The 17104-nt window shown below is 70.0% G+C and carries 15 protein-coding genes; 6 read left to right on the forward strand and 9 right to left on the reverse strand.

Annotation, left to right across the window (positions count from 1 at the left end; all coding sequences use genetic code 11):
- Positions 1 to 11: 11 nt before the first annotated feature.
- The 8 genes from E3T34_RS11155 to E3T34_RS11190 all read right to left on the reverse strand — a co-directional run bounded on the left by E3T34_RS11155 (position 12) and on the right by E3T34_RS11190 (position 8372).
- Positions 12 to 1532, reverse strand: a complete 1521-nt coding sequence (locus E3T34_RS11155; RefSeq protein ID WP_134343020.1) for an NADH-quinone oxidoreductase subunit C — start codon at positions 1530 to 1532, stop codon at positions 12 to 14.
- Complete coding sequence (locus tag E3T34_RS11160; protein ID WP_134343021.1) at positions 1529 to 3088, reverse strand: proton-conducting transporter membrane subunit; 1560 nt, start codon at positions 3086 to 3088, stop codon at positions 1529 to 1531. The genes E3T34_RS11155 and E3T34_RS11160 overlap by 4 nt, the downstream gene beginning before the upstream one ends.
- Positions 3088 to 3744, reverse strand: a complete 657-nt coding sequence (locus E3T34_RS11165; RefSeq protein WP_104101117.1) for a hypothetical protein — start codon at positions 3742 to 3744, stop codon at positions 3088 to 3090. The genes E3T34_RS11160 and E3T34_RS11165 overlap by 1 nt, the downstream gene beginning before the upstream one ends.
- Before the next feature lie 8 nt (positions 3745 to 3752).
- Positions 3753 to 4703, reverse strand: coding sequence for a respiratory chain complex I subunit 1 family protein (locus tag E3T34_RS11170; RefSeq protein ID WP_104101118.1), 951 nt, complete (start codon positions 4701 to 4703; stop codon positions 3753 to 3755).
- The gene (locus E3T34_RS11175) at positions 4700 to 6718 is read right to left on the reverse strand and encodes a proton-conducting transporter membrane subunit (RefSeq protein ID WP_134343022.1); all 2019 of its coding nucleotides are present in this window, start codon (positions 6716 to 6718) and stop codon (positions 4700 to 4702) included. Before E3T34_RS11175 ends, E3T34_RS11170 begins: the two co-directional genes overlap by 4 nt.
- Positions 6715 to 7194, reverse strand: coding sequence for an NADH-quinone oxidoreductase subunit B family protein (locus E3T34_RS11180; protein WP_198411414.1), 480 nt, complete (start codon positions 7192 to 7194; stop codon positions 6715 to 6717). Before E3T34_RS11180 ends, E3T34_RS11175 begins: the two co-directional genes overlap by 4 nt.
- 81 nt (positions 7195 to 7275) lie before the next feature.
- Complete coding sequence (locus E3T34_RS11185) at positions 7276 to 7908, reverse strand: LON peptidase substrate-binding domain-containing protein (protein WP_233191416.1); 633 nt, start codon at positions 7906 to 7908, stop codon at positions 7276 to 7278.
- The gene (locus E3T34_RS11190; RefSeq protein ID WP_104101121.1) at positions 7905 to 8372 is read right to left on the reverse strand and encodes an Lrp/AsnC family transcriptional regulator; all 468 of its coding nucleotides are present in this window, start codon (positions 8370 to 8372) and stop codon (positions 7905 to 7907) included. Before E3T34_RS11190 ends, E3T34_RS11185 begins: the two co-directional genes overlap by 4 nt.
- Positions 8373 to 8505: 133 nt before the next feature.
- Between E3T34_RS11190 and pdhA the strand changes: the two genes are divergently transcribed.
- The 4 genes from pdhA (at position 8506) to E3T34_RS11210 (ending at position 13017) form a co-directional block, all read left to right on the forward strand.
- Positions 8506 to 9615: a pyruvate dehydrogenase (acetyl-transferring) E1 component subunit alpha gene (gene pdhA / locus E3T34_RS11195; RefSeq protein WP_104101122.1), complete on the forward strand. Its 1110-nt coding sequence runs from the start codon at positions 8506 to 8508 to the stop codon at positions 9613 to 9615.
- Positions 9615 to 10709: an alpha-ketoacid dehydrogenase subunit beta gene (locus E3T34_RS11200; protein WP_104101123.1), complete on the forward strand. Its 1095-nt coding sequence runs from the start codon at positions 9615 to 9617 to the stop codon at positions 10707 to 10709. The genes pdhA and E3T34_RS11200 overlap by 1 nt, the downstream gene beginning before the upstream one ends.
- Entirely contained in the window at positions 10706 to 12169 is a 1464-nt protein-coding gene (locus E3T34_RS11205) for a dihydrolipoamide acetyltransferase family protein (protein WP_134343023.1), read from the forward strand. The genes E3T34_RS11200 and E3T34_RS11205 overlap by 4 nt, the downstream gene beginning before the upstream one ends.
- Positions 12170 to 12354: 185 nt before the next feature.
- Positions 12355 to 13017 carry a VOC family protein gene (locus tag E3T34_RS11210; protein WP_134343024.1) on the forward strand — a complete coding sequence of 221 codons (663 nt, stop codon included), beginning with the start codon at positions 12355 to 12357 and terminating at the stop codon, positions 13015 to 13017.
- Between the two features lie 206 nt (positions 13018 to 13223).
- Here E3T34_RS11210 and E3T34_RS11215 read toward each other — a convergent pair whose 3' ends face one another.
- The gene (locus E3T34_RS11215; RefSeq protein ID WP_134343025.1) at positions 13224 to 13835 is read right to left on the reverse strand and encodes a TetR/AcrR family transcriptional regulator; all 612 of its coding nucleotides are present in this window, start codon (positions 13833 to 13835) and stop codon (positions 13224 to 13226) included.
- 121 nt (positions 13836 to 13956) lie between these two features.
- Between E3T34_RS11215 and E3T34_RS11220 the strand changes: the two genes are divergently transcribed.
- Together E3T34_RS11220 and E3T34_RS11225 are read left to right on the forward strand one after the other, a co-directional pair.
- Positions 13957 to 15564: a carboxyl transferase domain-containing protein gene (locus E3T34_RS11220; protein ID WP_104101127.1), complete on the forward strand. Its 1608-nt coding sequence runs from the start codon at positions 13957 to 13959 to the stop codon at positions 15562 to 15564.
- Positions 15565 to 15572: 8 nt separating this feature from the next.
- Positions 15573 to 17104, forward strand: a 1532-nt coding sequence (locus tag E3T34_RS11225) for an acetyl/propionyl/methylcrotonyl-CoA carboxylase subunit alpha (protein WP_134343026.1), incomplete at its 3' end; no start/stop codon positions are given.

Raw genomic sequence — 17104 nt, forward strand, 5'->3', positions numbered from 1 at the left:
CGGACGCGCCGCTAGAGGTCGTTGCCGGCGTAGGACTGGTTGAAGCTCTTGTTCACGAGGGGGAAGTCCGGCACGATCGTCTCGGACAGGGCCACGGGCAGCGCAGGCCAGTTGAAGTAGGACGGGTCGACGACCTTCAGCCGCGTGATGGCACCGTCTGGCCCTAGTTCGACCCGGTGGCAGATGGTTCCGCGCCAGCCCTCGACGAGGGCAAGGCCGCTCGCCGCATCCGTCGTCGCCGCCACCGGAGATGACGCCGCGGCCGCACCACCACGGTGCGCGCCCAGCCGGGCGATGAGGTCGATCGCCACCGCAATGGACACCTCGAACTCGCCCGCGCGCACCCGGTAGCGGCTGAGCACGTCGCCGCCGGTGTCGGTGACTACGTGGAAGTGCTCACCCAGATCGACGAAGGGATGGTCGCGGCGGGCGTCGGCGTCGACACCGGATGCCCGCGCCACATAGCCCAGCGTGCCCATGGCCTCGGCCTGGCTGGTGGGCAACGGGGCCGTGCCGGTGAACCGGTCCCGCACGATCGCGTGCCCGAGGGTGATCGCGATGATCTCCTGAACGTCGGCGGCGACGCCGCGGAGGGCGGCGGAATCCGGCAGGGCGAGAACGCGTACCCCGCCCACCGACAGCGCCCCGCGCAGGAAGCGGTGGCCGGTGACGGTCTTGTTGATGCGCAGTAGTGTTTCGCGGAGCCGTTGCGTGTGCGAGTTCACGACGCCGAACCCCACGTCGTTGGCCAGCGAACCGAGGTCGGAGACGTGGTTGTAGAGGCGTTCGAGTTCGAGCAGCAGGGCGCGCAGCAGGCGGTCGGGCTCGGAGATCTCGATGCCGGAGGCCGCCTCGATCGCCATCGTGTAGGCCAGCGTGTGGCCGATGACGGTGTCGCCGGCGATCTGCTCGGCCATATCGATGCCGTCCGCAGGCAGACGACCCTCGAAGAGCCGCTCGACGCCGCGGTGCATGTACCACTGGCGGGCTTCCATCCGCACGATGGTCTCGCCGACCACGGAGAAGCGGAAGTGGCCCGGGTCGATGATGCCGGCGTGGATGGGGCCGACGGCGATCTCGTAGACCCCGGGGCCCTCGACCTCCACGAACGGGAACGACTCGACGTCGGATTCGAATTCGGGGGTGGCCGTGGCGTCCTTCCGCATCGGGTACCAGCCGCGGGGCCAGTGGCCGTGGCGCACCAACCGGTGGGGCTGAGGGTGGTTCGCCGGCCGCACGCCGAACAGGTCGCGGGTGCCGCGCTCGAAGTTGCCGGCCGGGAACGAGAGGTCGGCCAGACTCGGAATCCAGGCGTCGTCATAGGGGACGGGCACGACGAGGTCGATCTGGCGCCGGGGGAAGACGGCGACGAAGGAGTAGACCACGCGCAGCCGGTCGCCGTCGTCGTGGCCCGCGACCAAAGCGAGCCGGTTTCCATCGGTCAGCAAGGCGGCGGCTTCGCCCCGGAGTTCGTCGCGCGTGAGCGTGCGCACCTCGGGGGTGGCGGCTCGCACCGGATTCGGGGTCGTCATTGGATTCCTCCCAGAACCTCGGCCGCACGCGTCAAAAGTGTGCCGACCGGCTCCGCTATGAAGGCCACCACCGCGGTGGTGCCCAGGGCGAGGATGAGCGGCAGCATCGGCCCGTGCCCCGACCGGTCCGGCATGAGGGGGTCGTCCGGGTGCGGCTCGGCGTCCGCCAGGGTGACGGATGCGCTCGGAACGGAGACCGGGACGGCTCCGGTGACGGATGCCCCGGCCCCCGCAGCCGGGACGACTGGGAAGGCCGTGGCCGCAGGCGCCCCGATCGTCATGGCCACCGTCAACCGGGTGAGGCTGGCGAAGATGACGAGCAGCAGTACCAGAGCGATGCCGACCACCACGCCCAGGCCGGTGGAAAAGCCGGCCACGATGATGCCGACCTCGGAAAAGAAGATGCTGAACGGCGGGAACCCGATCAGAGCGGCCATGGCGATCAGCCAGGGCACGGCCAGCCCCGGCCGCCGCACGAGCAGGGCGCGCACGTCGTCGATCTTCGGAGTACCCTCGACCTCGAGGATGCGGCCCGAGATCACGAACAGGGTGGCCTTGGTCAGCCCGTGGCCGAGCACGTACAGCAGCACGGCCGGCAGGGCCGCCGGGCCGATGGCCGCGCCGACGGCCATCATGCCCATGTGCTCGATACTGGAGTAGGCCAGCATCCGTTTGAAGTCGCGCTGGCGGATCAGAAGCGCTGCCGCCACGAAGAGGGAGAGCAGCCCGCCGACGCTGAGCATGATGCGCAGGAAATCCGGCCCGATCACGGCGTCGGTGATGGTCTGAATGCGCAGGATGGCGTAGAGGGCGACCGCGAGCAGGACGCCGGACATGAGCCCTGAGACGGGCGCGGGCGCCTGGCTGTGCGCGTCGGGCAGCCAGCTGTGCATGGGGGCGAGCCCGGCCTTGGTGGCGAAGCCGAGCACGGCGAGGGCGCCGCCGGCGCGGATCAACGCGGGGTCGAGTGGCAGGCCGGCCTGGCTGAGCACGAGCCAGGACAGGGTTGCCTCGCCCGTGCCGCGCGAGGCGGCGTAGATGAGCACGATGCCGAGCAGGGCGATGGCCACGCCGACGGAGCCGAGGATGACGTACTTCCAGGCAGCTTCCAGCGATCGGGGGGTGCGGTGGTGGCCGACCAGGAAGGCCGTGGCGATGGTGGTGGCCTCGACCGCGGCCCACATCAGGCCGATGTTGTCGGCGAGCACCGCGAGGCTCATCGCGGCCAGGAAGATCGAGATCAGGGCGTCGTAGGAGCCGGTGAACCGCGCGGGCTCGGCCGTCGCGTGGCCGAGCCCACCCCAGGTGGAGACAAGCCCGACGGCGCCGACCACGGTGAGCATGTAGGCGCTGAGCGCGTCGGCGCGGAGCAGCCCGCCGCCCAGTGTGGGAACTTCGTCCGCGAGCACGACGCTCACCAGGAGCAGGCCCGAGATGAGCACGGCAACGCTGGAGGCGATGGGGCTGAGCCGGCGTAGTGCGGGGGAGGGCACGCCGAGGCTCAGTACGGCGAGGAGGGCCGGGATGGCCAGGGGGGTCCAGAGGGCGAATGACATCAGTCGTGCAACTTTCTGAGCTGATCGATCTCGGTGTTGCCGAACTTGGTGCGCATACGGCCGGCGAAGACGTAGAGGATGACGACGACCAGCAACACGTCGAGGGAGATGCCGAGCTCGAGGAACAGCGGCACACCGCCCGAGGTCAGGAACGCGACGGTGGCGATGCCGTTGTCGAGCACGAGGAAGCCGATCAGCTGTGATCCGGCCTGCCGGCGGGTGACCAGCAGCAGGAAACCGATCAGCACCATGGCCAGGCCGATCGGAGCCGCGTGTGCCGAGATGCTGATGTCGCCGGCGAGCACCCGACTGGCCACGACGTAGCTGAGGATGGTCAGAAGCGCCACGGTCAGCAGGGCCGCCGTCGGGTTGAGGCGCGGCGCCTCATCCGTTCGGGTGGTGGCGTGGGTCTCGCGGGCGAGCACCCACGGCAGGCCCATACCCTTGACCAGCAGCACGAGCAGCGAGACGAGGATCACCTCGACCTCGCCCTCCTCCAGGCCGATCACGGCGACCAGTGCGGCCAGCGCGAAGCCCTGCACGCTGAGCAGCCGGATCGACGCCAGCAGCGAGTGCCGCCAGACCATCAGGGCGCTGGTGAGCAGCAGGGTGCCGGTGCAGAGACCGATCAGCTGCGGGTAAATGGTGGTGAACACGGATGCTCCTAAGCGACCAGGTAGGAAGCGGTGACAGCCAGCAGGCCGAGGGCGAACGACCCCGCCAGCAGCTCGGGCACGCGGAACAGCCGCGCCTTGGCCAGGAAGACCTCACCCACGCTGAGCACAACGCCCAGCAGCAGGATTTTCACGGTGACGGCGCCCACGCCGACTATCACGCCGAGCACCGAGAAGTCGGTCATGATTCCCCACGGCACGATCAGGTTGCTGAGCAGGCCGAGCAGGGCGGCCAGCTTGAGCCAGGAGCCGAGTTCGAGCCAGACCAGGTCGCGGCCGGAGGCCTCGAGCACCATGGCCTCGTGCAGCATGGTCACTTCGAGGTGGGTCGACGGGTTGTCGACCGGCAGACGGCTGGTCTCGGCCATGATGGCGATGGCCAGGGCGACCATGGCCAGCAGGCTGACCGGGGAGATGATCACGGCCGGATTCAGGAGCCGGGTCTCCACGATCAGCGAAAGGGTGGAGGTGCCGGCCGGGATGGAGAGCGCGTAGACCGCGAGCAGCAGGGTCGGCTCGACCAGAGCGGCGACGGTCATGTGACGGCTGGAACCCATTCCGCCGAACGCGGTGCCGGCGTCGAGGCCGACCAGGGCCAGGGCCACCACGCCGACCAGCATGATGGAGACGATCACGAACAGGTCGCTGGGGATGAGCGGCAGCGGCAGGGTGCCGACCAGCGGCAGCAGTGCGCAGAGCAGCAGGCTGGAGACCAGGAGGGTGACCGGACCGGCCGCGAGCATCCAGCTGCTGTCGGCGGCGCGCACCGGGTTCTTCGCCAGGAGCTTGCGCACATCGCGCCACGGCTGCCAGATGCCGGAACCGGCCCGGCCTTCGAGGAGGGCCCGCACCTGGCGGATCACGCCGATCAGGAGGGGGGCGAGGAACACGAACAGCACCAGCTGAACCAGGGCGATGATGATCGCCGCGGCGCCGGTCACAGGGACACCACGATCAGAACGGAAAGCAGGGCGACGAAGGAATAGGACAGGTAGCGATGGATACTGCCGTTCTGCGCGCGTCGGGCCAGAATGCCGAACCGTTGCATGAGGTTCAGCACCGGGCGGTAGAGCCGGGTCTCGACCACGTCGGACACGGTCTGTTCCACGTGGACGCGTTCCACCAGGTAGCGGGATTCACCCACGTGGGTGACCTCCACGTCGCGGGTGGGCCGGAGCACGTCGTCGAAGACGCGCACCAGCGGCTCGGCATACGAGGTGGCCGTGTACTGCATCCGCGGCCGCAGCCGTGACCCGCCGCCGGCCCAGGGGAGCGGCGAGGTACGGGTGGGGTGGCGCCGGGCGGAAATGAACAGCGTGATCAGCACGGGCGCGAGCAGCAGGCCGGCCAGCACGATGAAGGTGGTGGGGTCGAGTACGGCGTCGATGCCGCGGGCGTCCAGGCCGGCGAGGCCGATGGTGCGCACGTCGGGGGTGAACGCCGGGCCCACGGCCGAGCCGATGGCCACGGCGAGCGGGCCCGGTAGCAGGCCGAGCCCGACCACGAGGAGGGCGCCGAGCACGAGCGGGATGCGCATGATAACGGGCACCTCGTCGGCCAGTGCGGCCTTCCGGGAGCGCGGGCGGGCCAGGAAGGCGATCCCGTAGGCCTTGACGAAGGTGAGCAGGGCCAGCCCGGCGGTCAGGGCGATCACGGCGACCGCGAGTGGCATGGCCACGGATGCCGCGACGGAGACGACCTCCCCGTCGACCCGTGAACCGTGGATCAGAGCCTGCAGCAGCATCCACTCGGCGACGAACCCGCTCGTGACGGGCAGGGCCGCGGCGCCCATGGCGGCCCCGCCGAACGCGGCGGCGGTCCAGGGCATCCGGCTGCCGAGGCCGCCGAGCCGGTCGAGATTCATCTCTCCGGCCGCGCGGGCCACGGCGCCGGCCCCGAGGAACAGGGTGGACTTGAACGCGGCGTGGCTGAGCATCAACAGCAGGGCGGCGACAAGGGCCGCGTCGGCCGCGGCAGCTGCGTTGTCGGCGCGCAGCAAAACGGATGCCCCGAGCCCCAGGAACACCAGCCCCATGTTCTCGGTCGTGGAGTAGGCCAGCAGCACCTTGAGGTTGCTCGCCACGGAGGCCTGCAGAATCCCGTAGAGCGCGGACACCCCGCCGAGCACCATGATCAGCACTCCCCACCAGGCCGGGCCGTTCGGCAGCAGCCGTACGACGACGAGGAGTGCGCCGTAGACGCCGATGTTGACCATCGCGCCGCTCATCGCTGCGGCGACGTGGCCGGGGGCCTCGGGCAGCACCCGCGGAACCCAGACGTGCAGGGGCACGAGCTCAGCCTTGCCGCCGAAGCCGAGCAGCAGCAGCAGGAAGGCCACGCTCGCCTGCCAGGTGAAGGGATCGATGGTGGCGAGGTCGGCGAACCCGGTGCCGCCGGCCAGGCCGGCGAGCATGGCGAAGCCGGCCAGCACGAAGAAGAAGCTCAGCTGCGACATCGCCGAGTACCAGACCAGGGCGGAGGCGACCGTGCCGCGGGTGGCGTGATGGGCCAGCAGGAGCGCCGTGGAGCCGAGCGTCATGATCTCTAAGAACAGCAGGAACGACACCACGTCGGTTGCGGCCGGCACGAGCTGCATGCCGGAGAGGAACACGGCCATCGACAGCCACGAGGTGCGCGAGGCCGAGGCCACGCGGGCCGAGCCGATCCCGAACAGGGAGGCGAGCACGCCGACGACGGAGACGACCACCATGACCAGTCCGCCGAGGCGGTCGGGGGAGAGCACGAGCGGGTCCATCGGCAGGGCGGTGGGGATGCTCAGCGACCCGGTGCCGCCGGAGAGCGCGATCGCACCGGTGACGACGCCGGCCACGGCGAGCAGGGTGCAGAAAAATCCGCTGACCCGCGAGCGCCATGAGGTGGGTGTGAGCAGGGCCGCGGCGATGGCGACCACGAGCAGCAGGGTCTGGCCGAGCAGGCCGGCTTCGAGGGCGGTCATCGACCGGTCATCCGGCGCAGTGCTTCGACGATGACGGCCGGCTCGGGCGGGTTGCCCGGCACGGACAGGTCGACGTGCACGAAGTCCGACACCGGCCCGGCCACGCCGTAACCCTCGGCGAAGACGCCGCCGGTGATGGCGCAGTCGCCGACCGCGATCACGAAGCGGGGGGTCGGCGTGGCGTCAATGGTGCGGCGCATCGGCTCGATCAGGTTGCGGGTCACGGCACCCGTGATCACGAGCACGTCGGCGTGACGCGGCGACGCGACCAGACGGATGCCGTAGCGTTCGACGTCGTAGACCGGGCCGAACGCGCTCTGCACCTCCATCGCGCAGTCGTTGCAGCTGCCGGCGTTGATGAAGCGCACCTGCACGCTGCCGCCGAAGACCTCGGCGCCGGGGAACAGGGCCGGGGCCGGTGGGGCCGCTTCGGCGATGCGGCCACTGGTTCGGATGAGGTTCAGGAGTCGTTTCACGCTCAACTCAGGCTCCGTGTGGCACGATACATCATTACTTCTTTATATACCTATATGATGAATTTATCAAATAGATTGGGGTTATTCTTCGGGCCAGGGCGCGCTGAGGGAGTCCACGGCTTCCTGGGTGTACTCGATCACCGCCGTGAGGAGCTGCTCCATCGAGGTGGACCGCAGCAGTTCGATCTGGTCCAGCGGGCCCAGCGGGGCGATGCCGGCGATCTGCCAGGCGGCCGCCGTCGGATCCCGGGACAGCTCCACCGTCGAGGGCCAGAGCTGGTCGGCGAATTCGCTTGCGAGGGCCAGGGCGCGTCGCACGGCCTGCTCGGCCCGGTCCCGCAGTGGCAGCAGGTCGTCGTCCCAGTCCAGCTCGGCAAGGTCGCGCACCGTGGCCTGGGGGTGCGGGTCTTCGGTCAGCCAGTCGATGACCTCGACCCGGCGTTCGCCCTGGGCGGTCACCCCGACGAATCCCTCGGAGGCCTCGAGTTCGGTGATCTGGGCCACGGTCCCGTAGTGGAACCGCCGCTCGCCGCCGCCGACCTCCTGGCCGCGTTCGATCAGCACCACGCCGAACTCGGCCGGCTCCTCCTTGAGGATGCGCGACAGCATGACCAGGTAGCGGTCCTCGAACACCCGCAGCTGCAGCGGCATATAGGGGAACAGCACCGACCCGAGCGGGAACATCGGCAGGGACGTCACCGGCAGCGCGGTCATGGGCGGGTACGCTCCAGCAGCGGGGTGATCCGGTAGGGGATCAGCTCGCCCATGGCCAGGGACGTCTCGGTGCGATCGACACCCTCGCAGGCGAGGATGGTGCCGTCGATGCGGAACAGGTCGTCGGCATCCGCGCACACCACGCGCACCAGGATGTCGGTCGCCCCGCTCATGCCGTGCGCCTGCACGATTTGCGGAATGCGGGCGAGCTCGGCCACGATCTGGGCGAGGCGTTTCTGCTGCACGTGCACCTCGATGAAGGCCGTCAGCGGATAGCCCAGCGCGACCGGGTTGATGCGGCGGTCGAAGGAGAGGAACGCGTTCGACTCCTCAAGCCTGGCCATGCGCGCCTGGACCGTGTTGCGGGAGAGGCGCAGCTGCTGGGCGAGCGCCACGAACGTGCTGCGCGGTTCGGCGCATAGAGCGCGGAGCAACTGTAAGTCGACTTTGTCCAGACTGTGCATACTGCTCGACGGTAGCAGGCAGGGTGCCCCATGAATAGGGCAAATTGCTCAAAATTCATTGTCATGGTTGTGCTCCGTGTCGCGGAATCGTACGCTCTCAACAACTTCGGCAACGACGCTGGGAGCGCATCTGATGCACACTGTCCACACCGGGGAGACCCCCGACATTCTTCTGCAGCTGCTGAGCCCCGAGGGGATGCGGCTGGCCGACGCCGATCTGGATCCCTGGGTCGCGGAGGTGACCGGGGCCGACCTCGCGGCGCTTTACCAGGACATGGTGGTGGTGCGCCGCATCGACGCCGAGGCCACGGCGCTGCAGCGTCAGGGAGAGCTGGGGCTCTGGCCGCCGTTGCTCGGCCAGGAGGCCGCGCAGATCGGCTCGGGCCGCGCGCTCCGCGCCGACGACTTCGTCTTCTCCAGCTACCGTGAGAACGCCGTCGCCTGGTGCCGGGGCATAGCGCCCACCGACATCCTCCGGGTGTGGCGCGGCACCGCGCAATCCGGCTGGGACCCGCTGGTGTACCGAATGGCGACGCCCAGCATCATCATCGGGGCGCAGACCCTGCACGCCACGGGCTGGGCGATGGGAGCCGTGTTCGACGGCGCGGACTCGGTGGCCGTGGCCTACTTCGGCGACGGCGCGACCAGCGAGGGCGACGTCAGCGAGGCGCTCGTGTTCGCGGCGAGCTTTCAGGCGCCGGTGGTCTTCTTCTGCCAGAACAACCACTGGGCCATCTCCGAGCCGGTCGGACTGCAGACCCGCTTCGGCATCGCCGGCCGGGCCCCCGGGTTCGGCATTCCCAGCCTCCGAATCGACGGCAACGACGTCCTGGCCGTGATGGCCGCGACCCGGCTGGCCCTGAACCGGGCCCGCACCGGGGGAGGCCCCACCTTCATCGAAGCTGTCACCTACCGGATGGGCCCGCACACGACCGCGGATGACCCCACTCGCTACCGGCCGGCGGCCGAACTCGAGGAGTGGGCGAAGAAAGACCCGATCCTGCGACTGCGACGGCTGCTCGACTCTCTCGGCCTGTTCACCCCCGAGCTGGAGTCTGAGACCCAGGCTCTGGCCGACGCCACGGCCGCCGAGCTGCGCGCCGGCTGCATCGGCCTGCCTGACCCGGAGCCGTTGACCGTGCTCGCCAACGTCTACGCCACCCCGCACGCCGGGGTCGACCGCCAGCGTGCGGAGTACGCGGCCTACCTGGCGAGCTTCGAGCCGACCGGAGGGAAGGTCTGATGTCAATCGAAACCATCCGGAGTGCTCCGGCTACACGCGCGAACGGCTCGACGCCGGTGCCTGCGACGCCGGTGCCTGTGACGCCGGTGTCGCCGATCGAAGCGGCGCTGACGGACACGAAGACCCTGACCCTGGCCAAGGCGATCAACGCCGGGCTGCGCCAGTCCATGCTCGACGACCCGAAGGTGGTGCTCCTCGGCGAGGATATCGGCGCCCTCGGCGGCGTGTTCCGGGTGACCATCGACCTGCTCGCCGAGTTCGGGCCGAACCGGGTCGTCGACACCCCACTGGCCGAGTCCGCCATCATCGGCACCGCGGTGGGGCTGGCGTACCGCGGCTACCGCCCGGTCTGCGAGATCCAGTTCGACGGCTTTATCTTCCCCGGATTCGACCAGATCGTCAGCCAGGTGGCCCGGTTCCACTACCGCACCCAGGGGGCCCTGCGCATGCCCATTACCATTCGGGTGCCGTTCGGCGGCGGCATCGGCGCCGCCGAGCACCACTCCGAATCGCCCGAGGCCTACTTCACGCACACCTCGGGCCTGCGCGTGATCGCGGTCTCGAACCCGCAGGACGCCTACAGCCTGATCCGCCAGGCGATCGCCTCCGACGACCCGGTCCTCTTCTTCGAGCCCAAACGCCGCTACCACGTTGCCGGCCCGGTGACCCCGCAACTCGGCGAGCCCTTCGAGAGTGCCCGGGTCGTGGCCGCCGGCACCGACGTCACGCTGATTGCCTACGGAGCGCTGGTGACCACGGCGACGGATGCCGCGCTCGCCGCCGCCGACGAGGGCATCTCGGTCGAAGTCATCGACCTGCGCTCGCTCTCGCCCATCGACTACGCCGCCGTCGAGGCATCCGTTCGCAAAACCGGCCGGCTCGTCGTCACTCACGAGGCCGCCCGCTCGGGCGGGCTGGGTGGCGAGATCATCGCCGAGGTCACCGAGCGCTGCTTCGACTACCTCGAGGCCGCACCGGTGCGGGTCACCGGCTTCGACATCCCGTACCCGGCGGCGAAGTTGGAGAGCCACCACCTGCCCGACCTCGACCGCATGCTCGATGGGGTCGACCGAGTGCTGGGACGACGACGATGATCAAGGTTTTCAGGTTGCCCGACCTCGGCGAGGGGTTGACCGAATCGGAGATCGTTGCCTGGCGGGTCGCGCCCGGCGACACGGTGACGCTCAACCAGCTCATCGCCGAGGTCGAGACGGCCAAGGCCGTCGTCGAGTTGCCGTCGCCCTTCGCGGGTGTGGTCGCCGAACTCCACCAGCAGCCCGGCACCACCGTGCACGTGGGTGACCCGATCGTCTCCTTCGAGGTCGCCGGCGCCGAGCCTCCCTCAGTTCCTTCGGCCACTTCTCCCGCCGATGCGGCTCCTGCGCCTCCTGCTGGTCCTACGGCTCCTGCTGGCGAGCCCGAACGGCTGGCCGTGCTCGTGGGGTACGGCGCAGCGGCCGAGCGTGGCGGGCGGCCGCAGCGACGGGCCCGCGCGGGGGCGACGGATGCGCCGGGCCGGGCCGGGGTCTCTACTCCGGCAGCGAGGTCGACGTCGGCGCCTGCCTCGACGTCGACGCCGGCCTTAACGTCGGCCGCGTCACCCGCGGCTCGGGAGGTGCCGGCTACCGGGGAGCGCCCGCGGTCCACGCCGCCGGTGCGCGCGCTGGCTCGCACACTGGGCGTCGACCTGACCCAGGTGACCGGGACCGGTCCGACGGGCTTCATCATCCGGGAGGACGTGGCGGCGTACGCCGCCCCCGCAGCCCTCGGCGTCTGCCACACACCGAACGAACCGGGACTCGAGCTCGGGCGCGCCGAACCGGATGACCGGCCCCCGGCATCCGAGCCCCGTGCCCGGGAAACCCGCAGCCCGATCCGGAGTGTGCGCAAGCAGACCGCCGCCGCTATGGTGCAGAGCGCCTTCACCGCGCCGCACGCCACGGAGTTCCTGACCGTGGATGTGACGCCGACGATCGAGCTGATCGACGCGCTGAAACGCGACCGGGGGTTCGCCGACGCGCGCATCGGCGTCCTTGCCGTGGTCGCGAAGGCGCTCTGCCTCGCCGTCGCCCGCACGCCCGAGGTCAACACCCGCTGGGACGAGGCGGCCGGCGAGATCGTGCAGTTCCATTACGTGAACCTCGGCATCGCCGCTGCCACGCCGCGCGGGCTGATCGTGCCCAACATCCCGGATGCCGACCGGCTGGTTCTCGCCGACCTCGCCGCGGCGCTCGCCGCGCTGACCAGCGCCGGCCGGGCGGGAGCGACCAGCCCGGCCGCCCTGCACGGCGGCACGATCTCGATAACCAACATCGGCTCGTTCGGCATCGATGCGGGCACGCCGATCCTGCCTCCGGGGGAGGCCGTGATCCTCGCGCTGGGAGCGATTGCGCCGCGGCCGTGGGAGTATCGCGGCGAGGTCGCGCTGCGGCAGGTGGTCACTCTCAGCGTCGCCTTCGACCACCGTCTCGTCGACGGAGAGCAGGCGGCCCGGTTCCTGACCGACGTCGCCGGCATCCTCGCCAACCCCGCGCGCGCCCTCGCCCTCCTCTAGGAGTCAGTGGTCAGCCCCTAACGAATTCGACGGAGATTTTGCTCCCACAGCCCGAAATTTGGGTAAAGACGGGCATTTTTCCAAAAATCTCCGTCGAATTGGTTCGCAGCCTGCGGGAGCCGGCCGGCAACGGATGCCCCCGAGCGCGCCTTGACGGGGCTCGGACCGCGCAGCAGAGTGGGGGGATGAAATCACCGGGCACCCTCCTCACCCCTCTCGACACCGAGTCCGTGCTCGCCGGCGGAGCCTTCGTCCACCTCGACGGCGCCCTGCACGGCTCGTTCACGACCCGGGACTTCGCCTCGGCTGTGCGCCTGGTCGACCAGGTTGCCGAGGCGGCGGATGCGACGAATCACCACCCCGACGTGCGGCTCGGCTACGGCCAAGTCGGCTTCCGCCTTTCGTCCCACGACGCCGGCGGCGTGACCGACCGCGACCTGCGGCTTGCGCTGCGCATCCAGGAACTCGCGGATGCGCAGGGCGCCGACCGTGCGCCGGTGCGGCCGGCCCGCTACGACGTGGCGATCGACTGCACCGACGCCGAAGCGATCCGGCCGTTCTGGCGGGTGGGTCTCGGCTACGTGGAGGTCGACAGCGAGGGCGAGATCGAACTCGTCGATCCACACGGCCAGGGCCCGCGGGTCTGGTTCCAGACGATGGATATCGCTCGCACCGAGCGCAACCGCATCCACCTCGACGTGTATCTGCCCACGATCGACGCCGAGTCCCGGGTGCAGGACGTCATCGCCGCCGGCGGTGATCTCCTCACCGACGAGCACGCCCCCGACTGGTGGGTCCTGGCCGACCCTGAGGGCAACGAGCTCTGCGTCTGCACCACCGTTTCCTGAGCTGGCGACTGAGCCGTCTCCTGAGCCGGCGAATATACTCGTCTGATGGCTCGTCGACCGGTCGTGGACTGAGCCGCTAAGCCCCGGCTACTGCCGAGATCGACACTTCCGGTCGAGGTCGACAGACACACCGGTTGATCTTGACCAGAACGGTCGACGTCGACGGATGCCCGGCTCACGCCGGCGCGAGCCCCCGCCCGCGAGGCTTAGGCGGGCGCGAGCCCCCCGGCCCCGAGCGCCGCGAGCGCCATCTCCTCGAGCAGCGGCCGCACCTTGCCGCTCGGCGACGCCGGCAGCGTGTGCGGGGTCGAGTTCAGTAGTCCGAACGTCGCCTGGGCACGGATGCGCAGCAGCTGCGCATCAACCTCGGGGTGCACTTGCCCGAGCACGCTCACCCACAGCTCCACGTAGGTGCGCTGCAGGGCGCGCACCTGGTGCCGGTCCGGGGCGGCGAGGCTGTCCAGGTCCCGGTCCTGCACGCGGATGACGTTCGGATGCGAGAGGGCGAAGTCCGTGTGGAAGCGCACCAGCGCGTGGAGTGCGCCCGCGGCATCCGGAGCGCCCGCGACCACGGCCTGCCCGCTCGCCACCAGCGTCTCGCTGACCTCCACCAGCAGCGCGGCCAGCACGGCCGGCTTGCCGCTGAAGTGCCGGTAGACGGCCGGTCCGCTCACGCCGACGGCCGCGCCGAGGTCCTCGATCGACACCCCGTTGTAGCCCGACCGGGCGAACAGCGTGGCGGCGGCCCCGAGCAGTGCCTGCCGCCGGTCGGCCTTGGCCTGGCTCCGAGCCGTCGGCGAGGACGGGAGGACTCCCATTCGGTGCTCCGTTCACGCGGAAACTCTGGACAACTCAGTTATGAACCGCTAACCTGACTTTCGGTTAGTGCACGCTAACTGTACCGGCTGAACACTCAAGCGGGAAAGCGGGAAGTCGTCGATGGAGACACTCGCGAGTCTGATCGACTCGACCAGTCCGGCCTTCGACGCGAATGCCACCGCCCACCGCGAGCTCGTCGCCGACCTGCGCCGCCGCCTCGCCGTCGTCGCCCTCGGCGGTCCCGAGGCCTCCCGCCAGCGCCACCTCGCCCGTGGCAAACTGCTGCCGCGCGAACGCATCGACCGGCTGCTGGATGCCGGCAGCCCCTTCCTCGAGATCGCGCCCCTGGCCGCCACCGGACTCTACGGCGACGACAGCCCCGGTGCCGGCCTGATCGCCGGGATCGGGCTGATCCACGGCCGCCACGTGCTCGTCATCTCCAACGACGCCACCGTCAAGGGCGGAACCTACTACCCGATGACGGTCAAGAAGCACCTCCGGGCGCAGGAGATCGCATTCGAGAACCGGCTCCCGTGCGTCTACCTGGTCGATTCGGGCGGGGCCTTTCTGCCGCTGCAGGACGAGGTCTTCCCCGACCGTGACCACTTCGGCCGCATCTTCTACAACCAGGCCCGGATGTCGGCGGCCAAGATCCCGCAGATCGCCGCCGTGCTGGGATCCTGCACCGCGGGCGGCGCCTACGTGCCGGCGATGAGCGACGAAACCGTGATCGTGCGGAACCAGGGAACAATTTTCCTCGGCGGCCCGCCGCTGGTGAAGGCCGCGATCGGCGAAATCGTCACGGCCGAGGAGCTCGGCGGCGGTGACCTGCATGCCCGCACCTCCGGGGTGACCGACCACCTCGCCGAGGACGACGAGCACGCACTCCAGATCGTGCGCGACATCGTGCGTTACCTGCCCGCGCCTCCGCCGCCGGCCTGGCCGCGGCTGCCGGCCGTCGACCCCGTTGCCGACCCGGCCGAGCTCTACGGCGCGGTGCCGACCGACCCGCAGGGCCGCTACGACGTGCACGAGGTGATCATGCGTCTGGTTGACGGCAGCGAGTTCCATGAGTTCAAGAAGGAGTACGGTACGACCCTGGTCACCGGCTTCGCGCATCTGCATGGCCATCCTGTCGGCATCATCGCCAACAACGGTGTGCTGTTCTCCGAATCCGCCCTCAAAGGGGCACACTTCATCGAGCTGTGCGATCAGCGCGGCATCCCGCTGCTGTTCCTGCAGAACATCTCCGGTTTCATGGTCGGCCGCGACTATGAGGCCGGCGGCATCGCCAAGAACGGCGCGAAAATGGTCACCGCCGTCGCCACCGCGCGCGTGCCCAAGCTCACGGTCGTGATCGGCGGGTCGTTCGGCGCCGGCAACTATTCCATGTGCGGCCGCGCCTACTCGCCCCGCTTCCTCTGGATGTGGCCGAACAGCCGCATCTCCGTGATGGGCGGCCCGCAGGCCGCATCCGTTCTCGTCACCGTCAAACGCGAGCAGCGGGAGAAGGCCGGCCTGCCCTGGTCGACGGATGCCGCGGAGGAGGTCACCGCGCCCGTCACCGCCCAATACGAGCGGCAGGGCAGCCCCTACTATTCGACCGCCCGGCTCTGGGACGACGGGGTGATCGACCCGGCCGACACCCGCACCGTGCTGGGCCTGGCCCTCGACGTCGTTTCCGGGCCACCCCTGCCTGAGACCGCTTTCGGCCTCTTCCGGATGTGAGGCGCACCATGACACCGAACGCACCGACACCGAACGCACCGAAACCGAACGCACTGACACCGCGCTTGACACTCTTCGAGACCGTGCTGGTCGCCAACCGCGGCGAGATCGCCTGCCGCATCATCCGCACCCTGCGCACGATGGGCATCCGTTCGGTGGCCGTCTACAGCGACGCCGACCGTGATGCGCTGCACGTGAGCCTCGCGGACGCCGCGGTGCGCCTCGGCCCGGCCGCGCCCCAGGCGAGCTACCTGAACATCGACGCGATCCTGGCGGCCGCGGCGGCCACCGACGCCGACGCCGTGCATCCCGGCTACGGATTCCTCAGTGAGAACGAGGCCTTCGCCCGCGCCTGCGCCTCCGCCGGCCTCGTCTTCGTCGGACCGGGTCTGAACGCCCTTGCCGTGATGGGCGACAAGATCCGCGGCAAGAACCATGTCGCCGATAGCGGTGTGCCCGTCATTCCCGGGTTCTCCCGGCCCGGCCAGACCGACGACCAGCTCATCGCCGCCGCCGTGGAGGTGGGCTACCCGCTCCTGATCAAACCGTCCGCGGGCGGCGGCGGCAAGGGGATGCTGCGGGTCGACGCCGCGGGCGAGCTCGCCGCGGCGCTCGTCACGGCGCGGCGCGTGGCGCAGGGCGCGTTCGGCGACGACACGCTGCTGCTCGAGCGCTTCATCGATCAGCCCCGGCACATCGAGGTGCAGGTGCTCGCCGACGCTTCGGGCGCCGTGATCCATCTCGGTGAGCGCGAGTGCTCCCTGCAGCGCCGCCACCAGAAGGTGATCGAGGAGGCTCCGTCGCCGCTGCTCGACCCGGCCACGCGTGCACGCATCGGCGAGGCAGCCTGCCAGGCCGCCCGGAGCGTCGGCTACACCGGCGCCGGCACGGTGGAGTTCCTGGTCTCCGATGCGGCCCCGGACCAGTTCTTCTTCATGGAGATGAACACCCGGCTGCAGGTGGAGCACCCGGTGACCGAGCTGGTCACCGGCCTCGATCTGGTCGAGTGGCAGCTGCGCATCGCCGCGGGGGAACCGCTGCCGCTGACCCAGGCGGAGGTGGTGCTCACCGGGCACGCGATCGAGGCGCGCCTCTACGCCGAGAACCCGGCGCGCGGTTTTCTTCCCAGCCAGGGCGCCGTGCGCAGCCTGTCCGAACCGGTCGGCGAGGGCATCCGGGTCGACAGCTCGCTGCGTCCGGGCCTGCCGATCTCGGGGGTCTACGACCCGATGCTCGCCAAGGTGATCGCCTGGGGTGCTGACCGCGCCGAGGCCCTCGCCCGCCTCGACCGGGCACTCGCCGACACCGTGGTGCTCGGGGTGCACACCAACGTGGAGTTTCTCCGGTTGCTGCTGCACAACCCCGACGTGCGTGTCGGTCGCCTCGATACCGGCCTGATCGAGCGCAGTCTGCCCGGTCTCGGACTCCGGGGGATGCCCGGGCAACCGCTGCCCGACCACCTGCCGGCCGCCGCGGCCCTGTTCCTGCACGCGCGCGCCACCGCCACCGCCCGCACTGACGCCGCGGGCGCCGACGCCGC

Origin of the sequence: Cryobacterium sp. TMT1-62 (genome assembly GCF_004403145.1) — a bacterium.
GTDB lineage: Bacteria > Actinomycetota > Actinomycetes > Actinomycetales > Microbacteriaceae > Cryobacterium > Cryobacterium sandaracinum.

What these genes read in the sequence shown, in the direction of transcription:
- E3T34_RS11175 (WP_134343022.1), bottom strand. Translation starts at nt 6,718, where the DNA reads ATGACCGCCCTCGAAGCCGGCCTGCTCGGCCAGACCCTGCTGCTCGTG.
- pdhA (WP_104101122.1), top strand. Translation starts at nt 8,506, where the DNA reads ATGCACACTGTCCACACCGGGGAGACCCCCGACATTCTTCTGCAGCTG.
- E3T34_RS11185 (WP_233191416.1), bottom strand. Translation starts at nt 7,908, where the DNA reads ATGACCGCGCTGCCGGTGACGTCCCTGCCGATGTTCCCGCTCGGGTCG.
- E3T34_RS11160 (WP_134343021.1), bottom strand. Translation starts at nt 3,088, where the DNA reads ATGTCATTCGCCCTCTGGACCCCCCTGGCCATCCCGGCCCTCCTCGCC.
- E3T34_RS11220 (WP_104101127.1), top strand. Translation starts at nt 13,957, where the DNA reads ATGGAGACACTCGCGAGTCTGATCGACTCGACCAGTCCGGCCTTCGAC.
- E3T34_RS11210 (WP_134343024.1), top strand. Translation starts at nt 12,355, where the DNA reads ATGAAATCACCGGGCACCCTCCTCACCCCTCTCGACACCGAGTCCGTG.
- E3T34_RS11155 (WP_134343020.1), bottom strand. Translation starts at nt 1,532, where the DNA reads ATGACGACCCCGAATCCGGTGCGAGCCGCCACCCCCGAGGTGCGCACG.
- E3T34_RS11200 (WP_104101123.1), top strand. Translation starts at nt 9,615, where the DNA reads ATGTCAATCGAAACCATCCGGAGTGCTCCGGCTACACGCGCGAACGGC.
- E3T34_RS11215 (WP_134343025.1), bottom strand. Translation starts at nt 13,835, where the DNA reads ATGGGAGTCCTCCCGTCCTCGCCGACGGCTCGGAGCCAGGCCAAGGCC.
- E3T34_RS11190 (WP_104101121.1), bottom strand. Translation starts at nt 8,372, where the DNA reads ATGCACAGTCTGGACAAAGTCGACTTACAGTTGCTCCGCGCTCTATGC.
- E3T34_RS11205 (WP_134343023.1), top strand. Translation starts at nt 10,706, where the DNA reads ATGATCAAGGTTTTCAGGTTGCCCGACCTCGGCGAGGGGTTGACCGAA.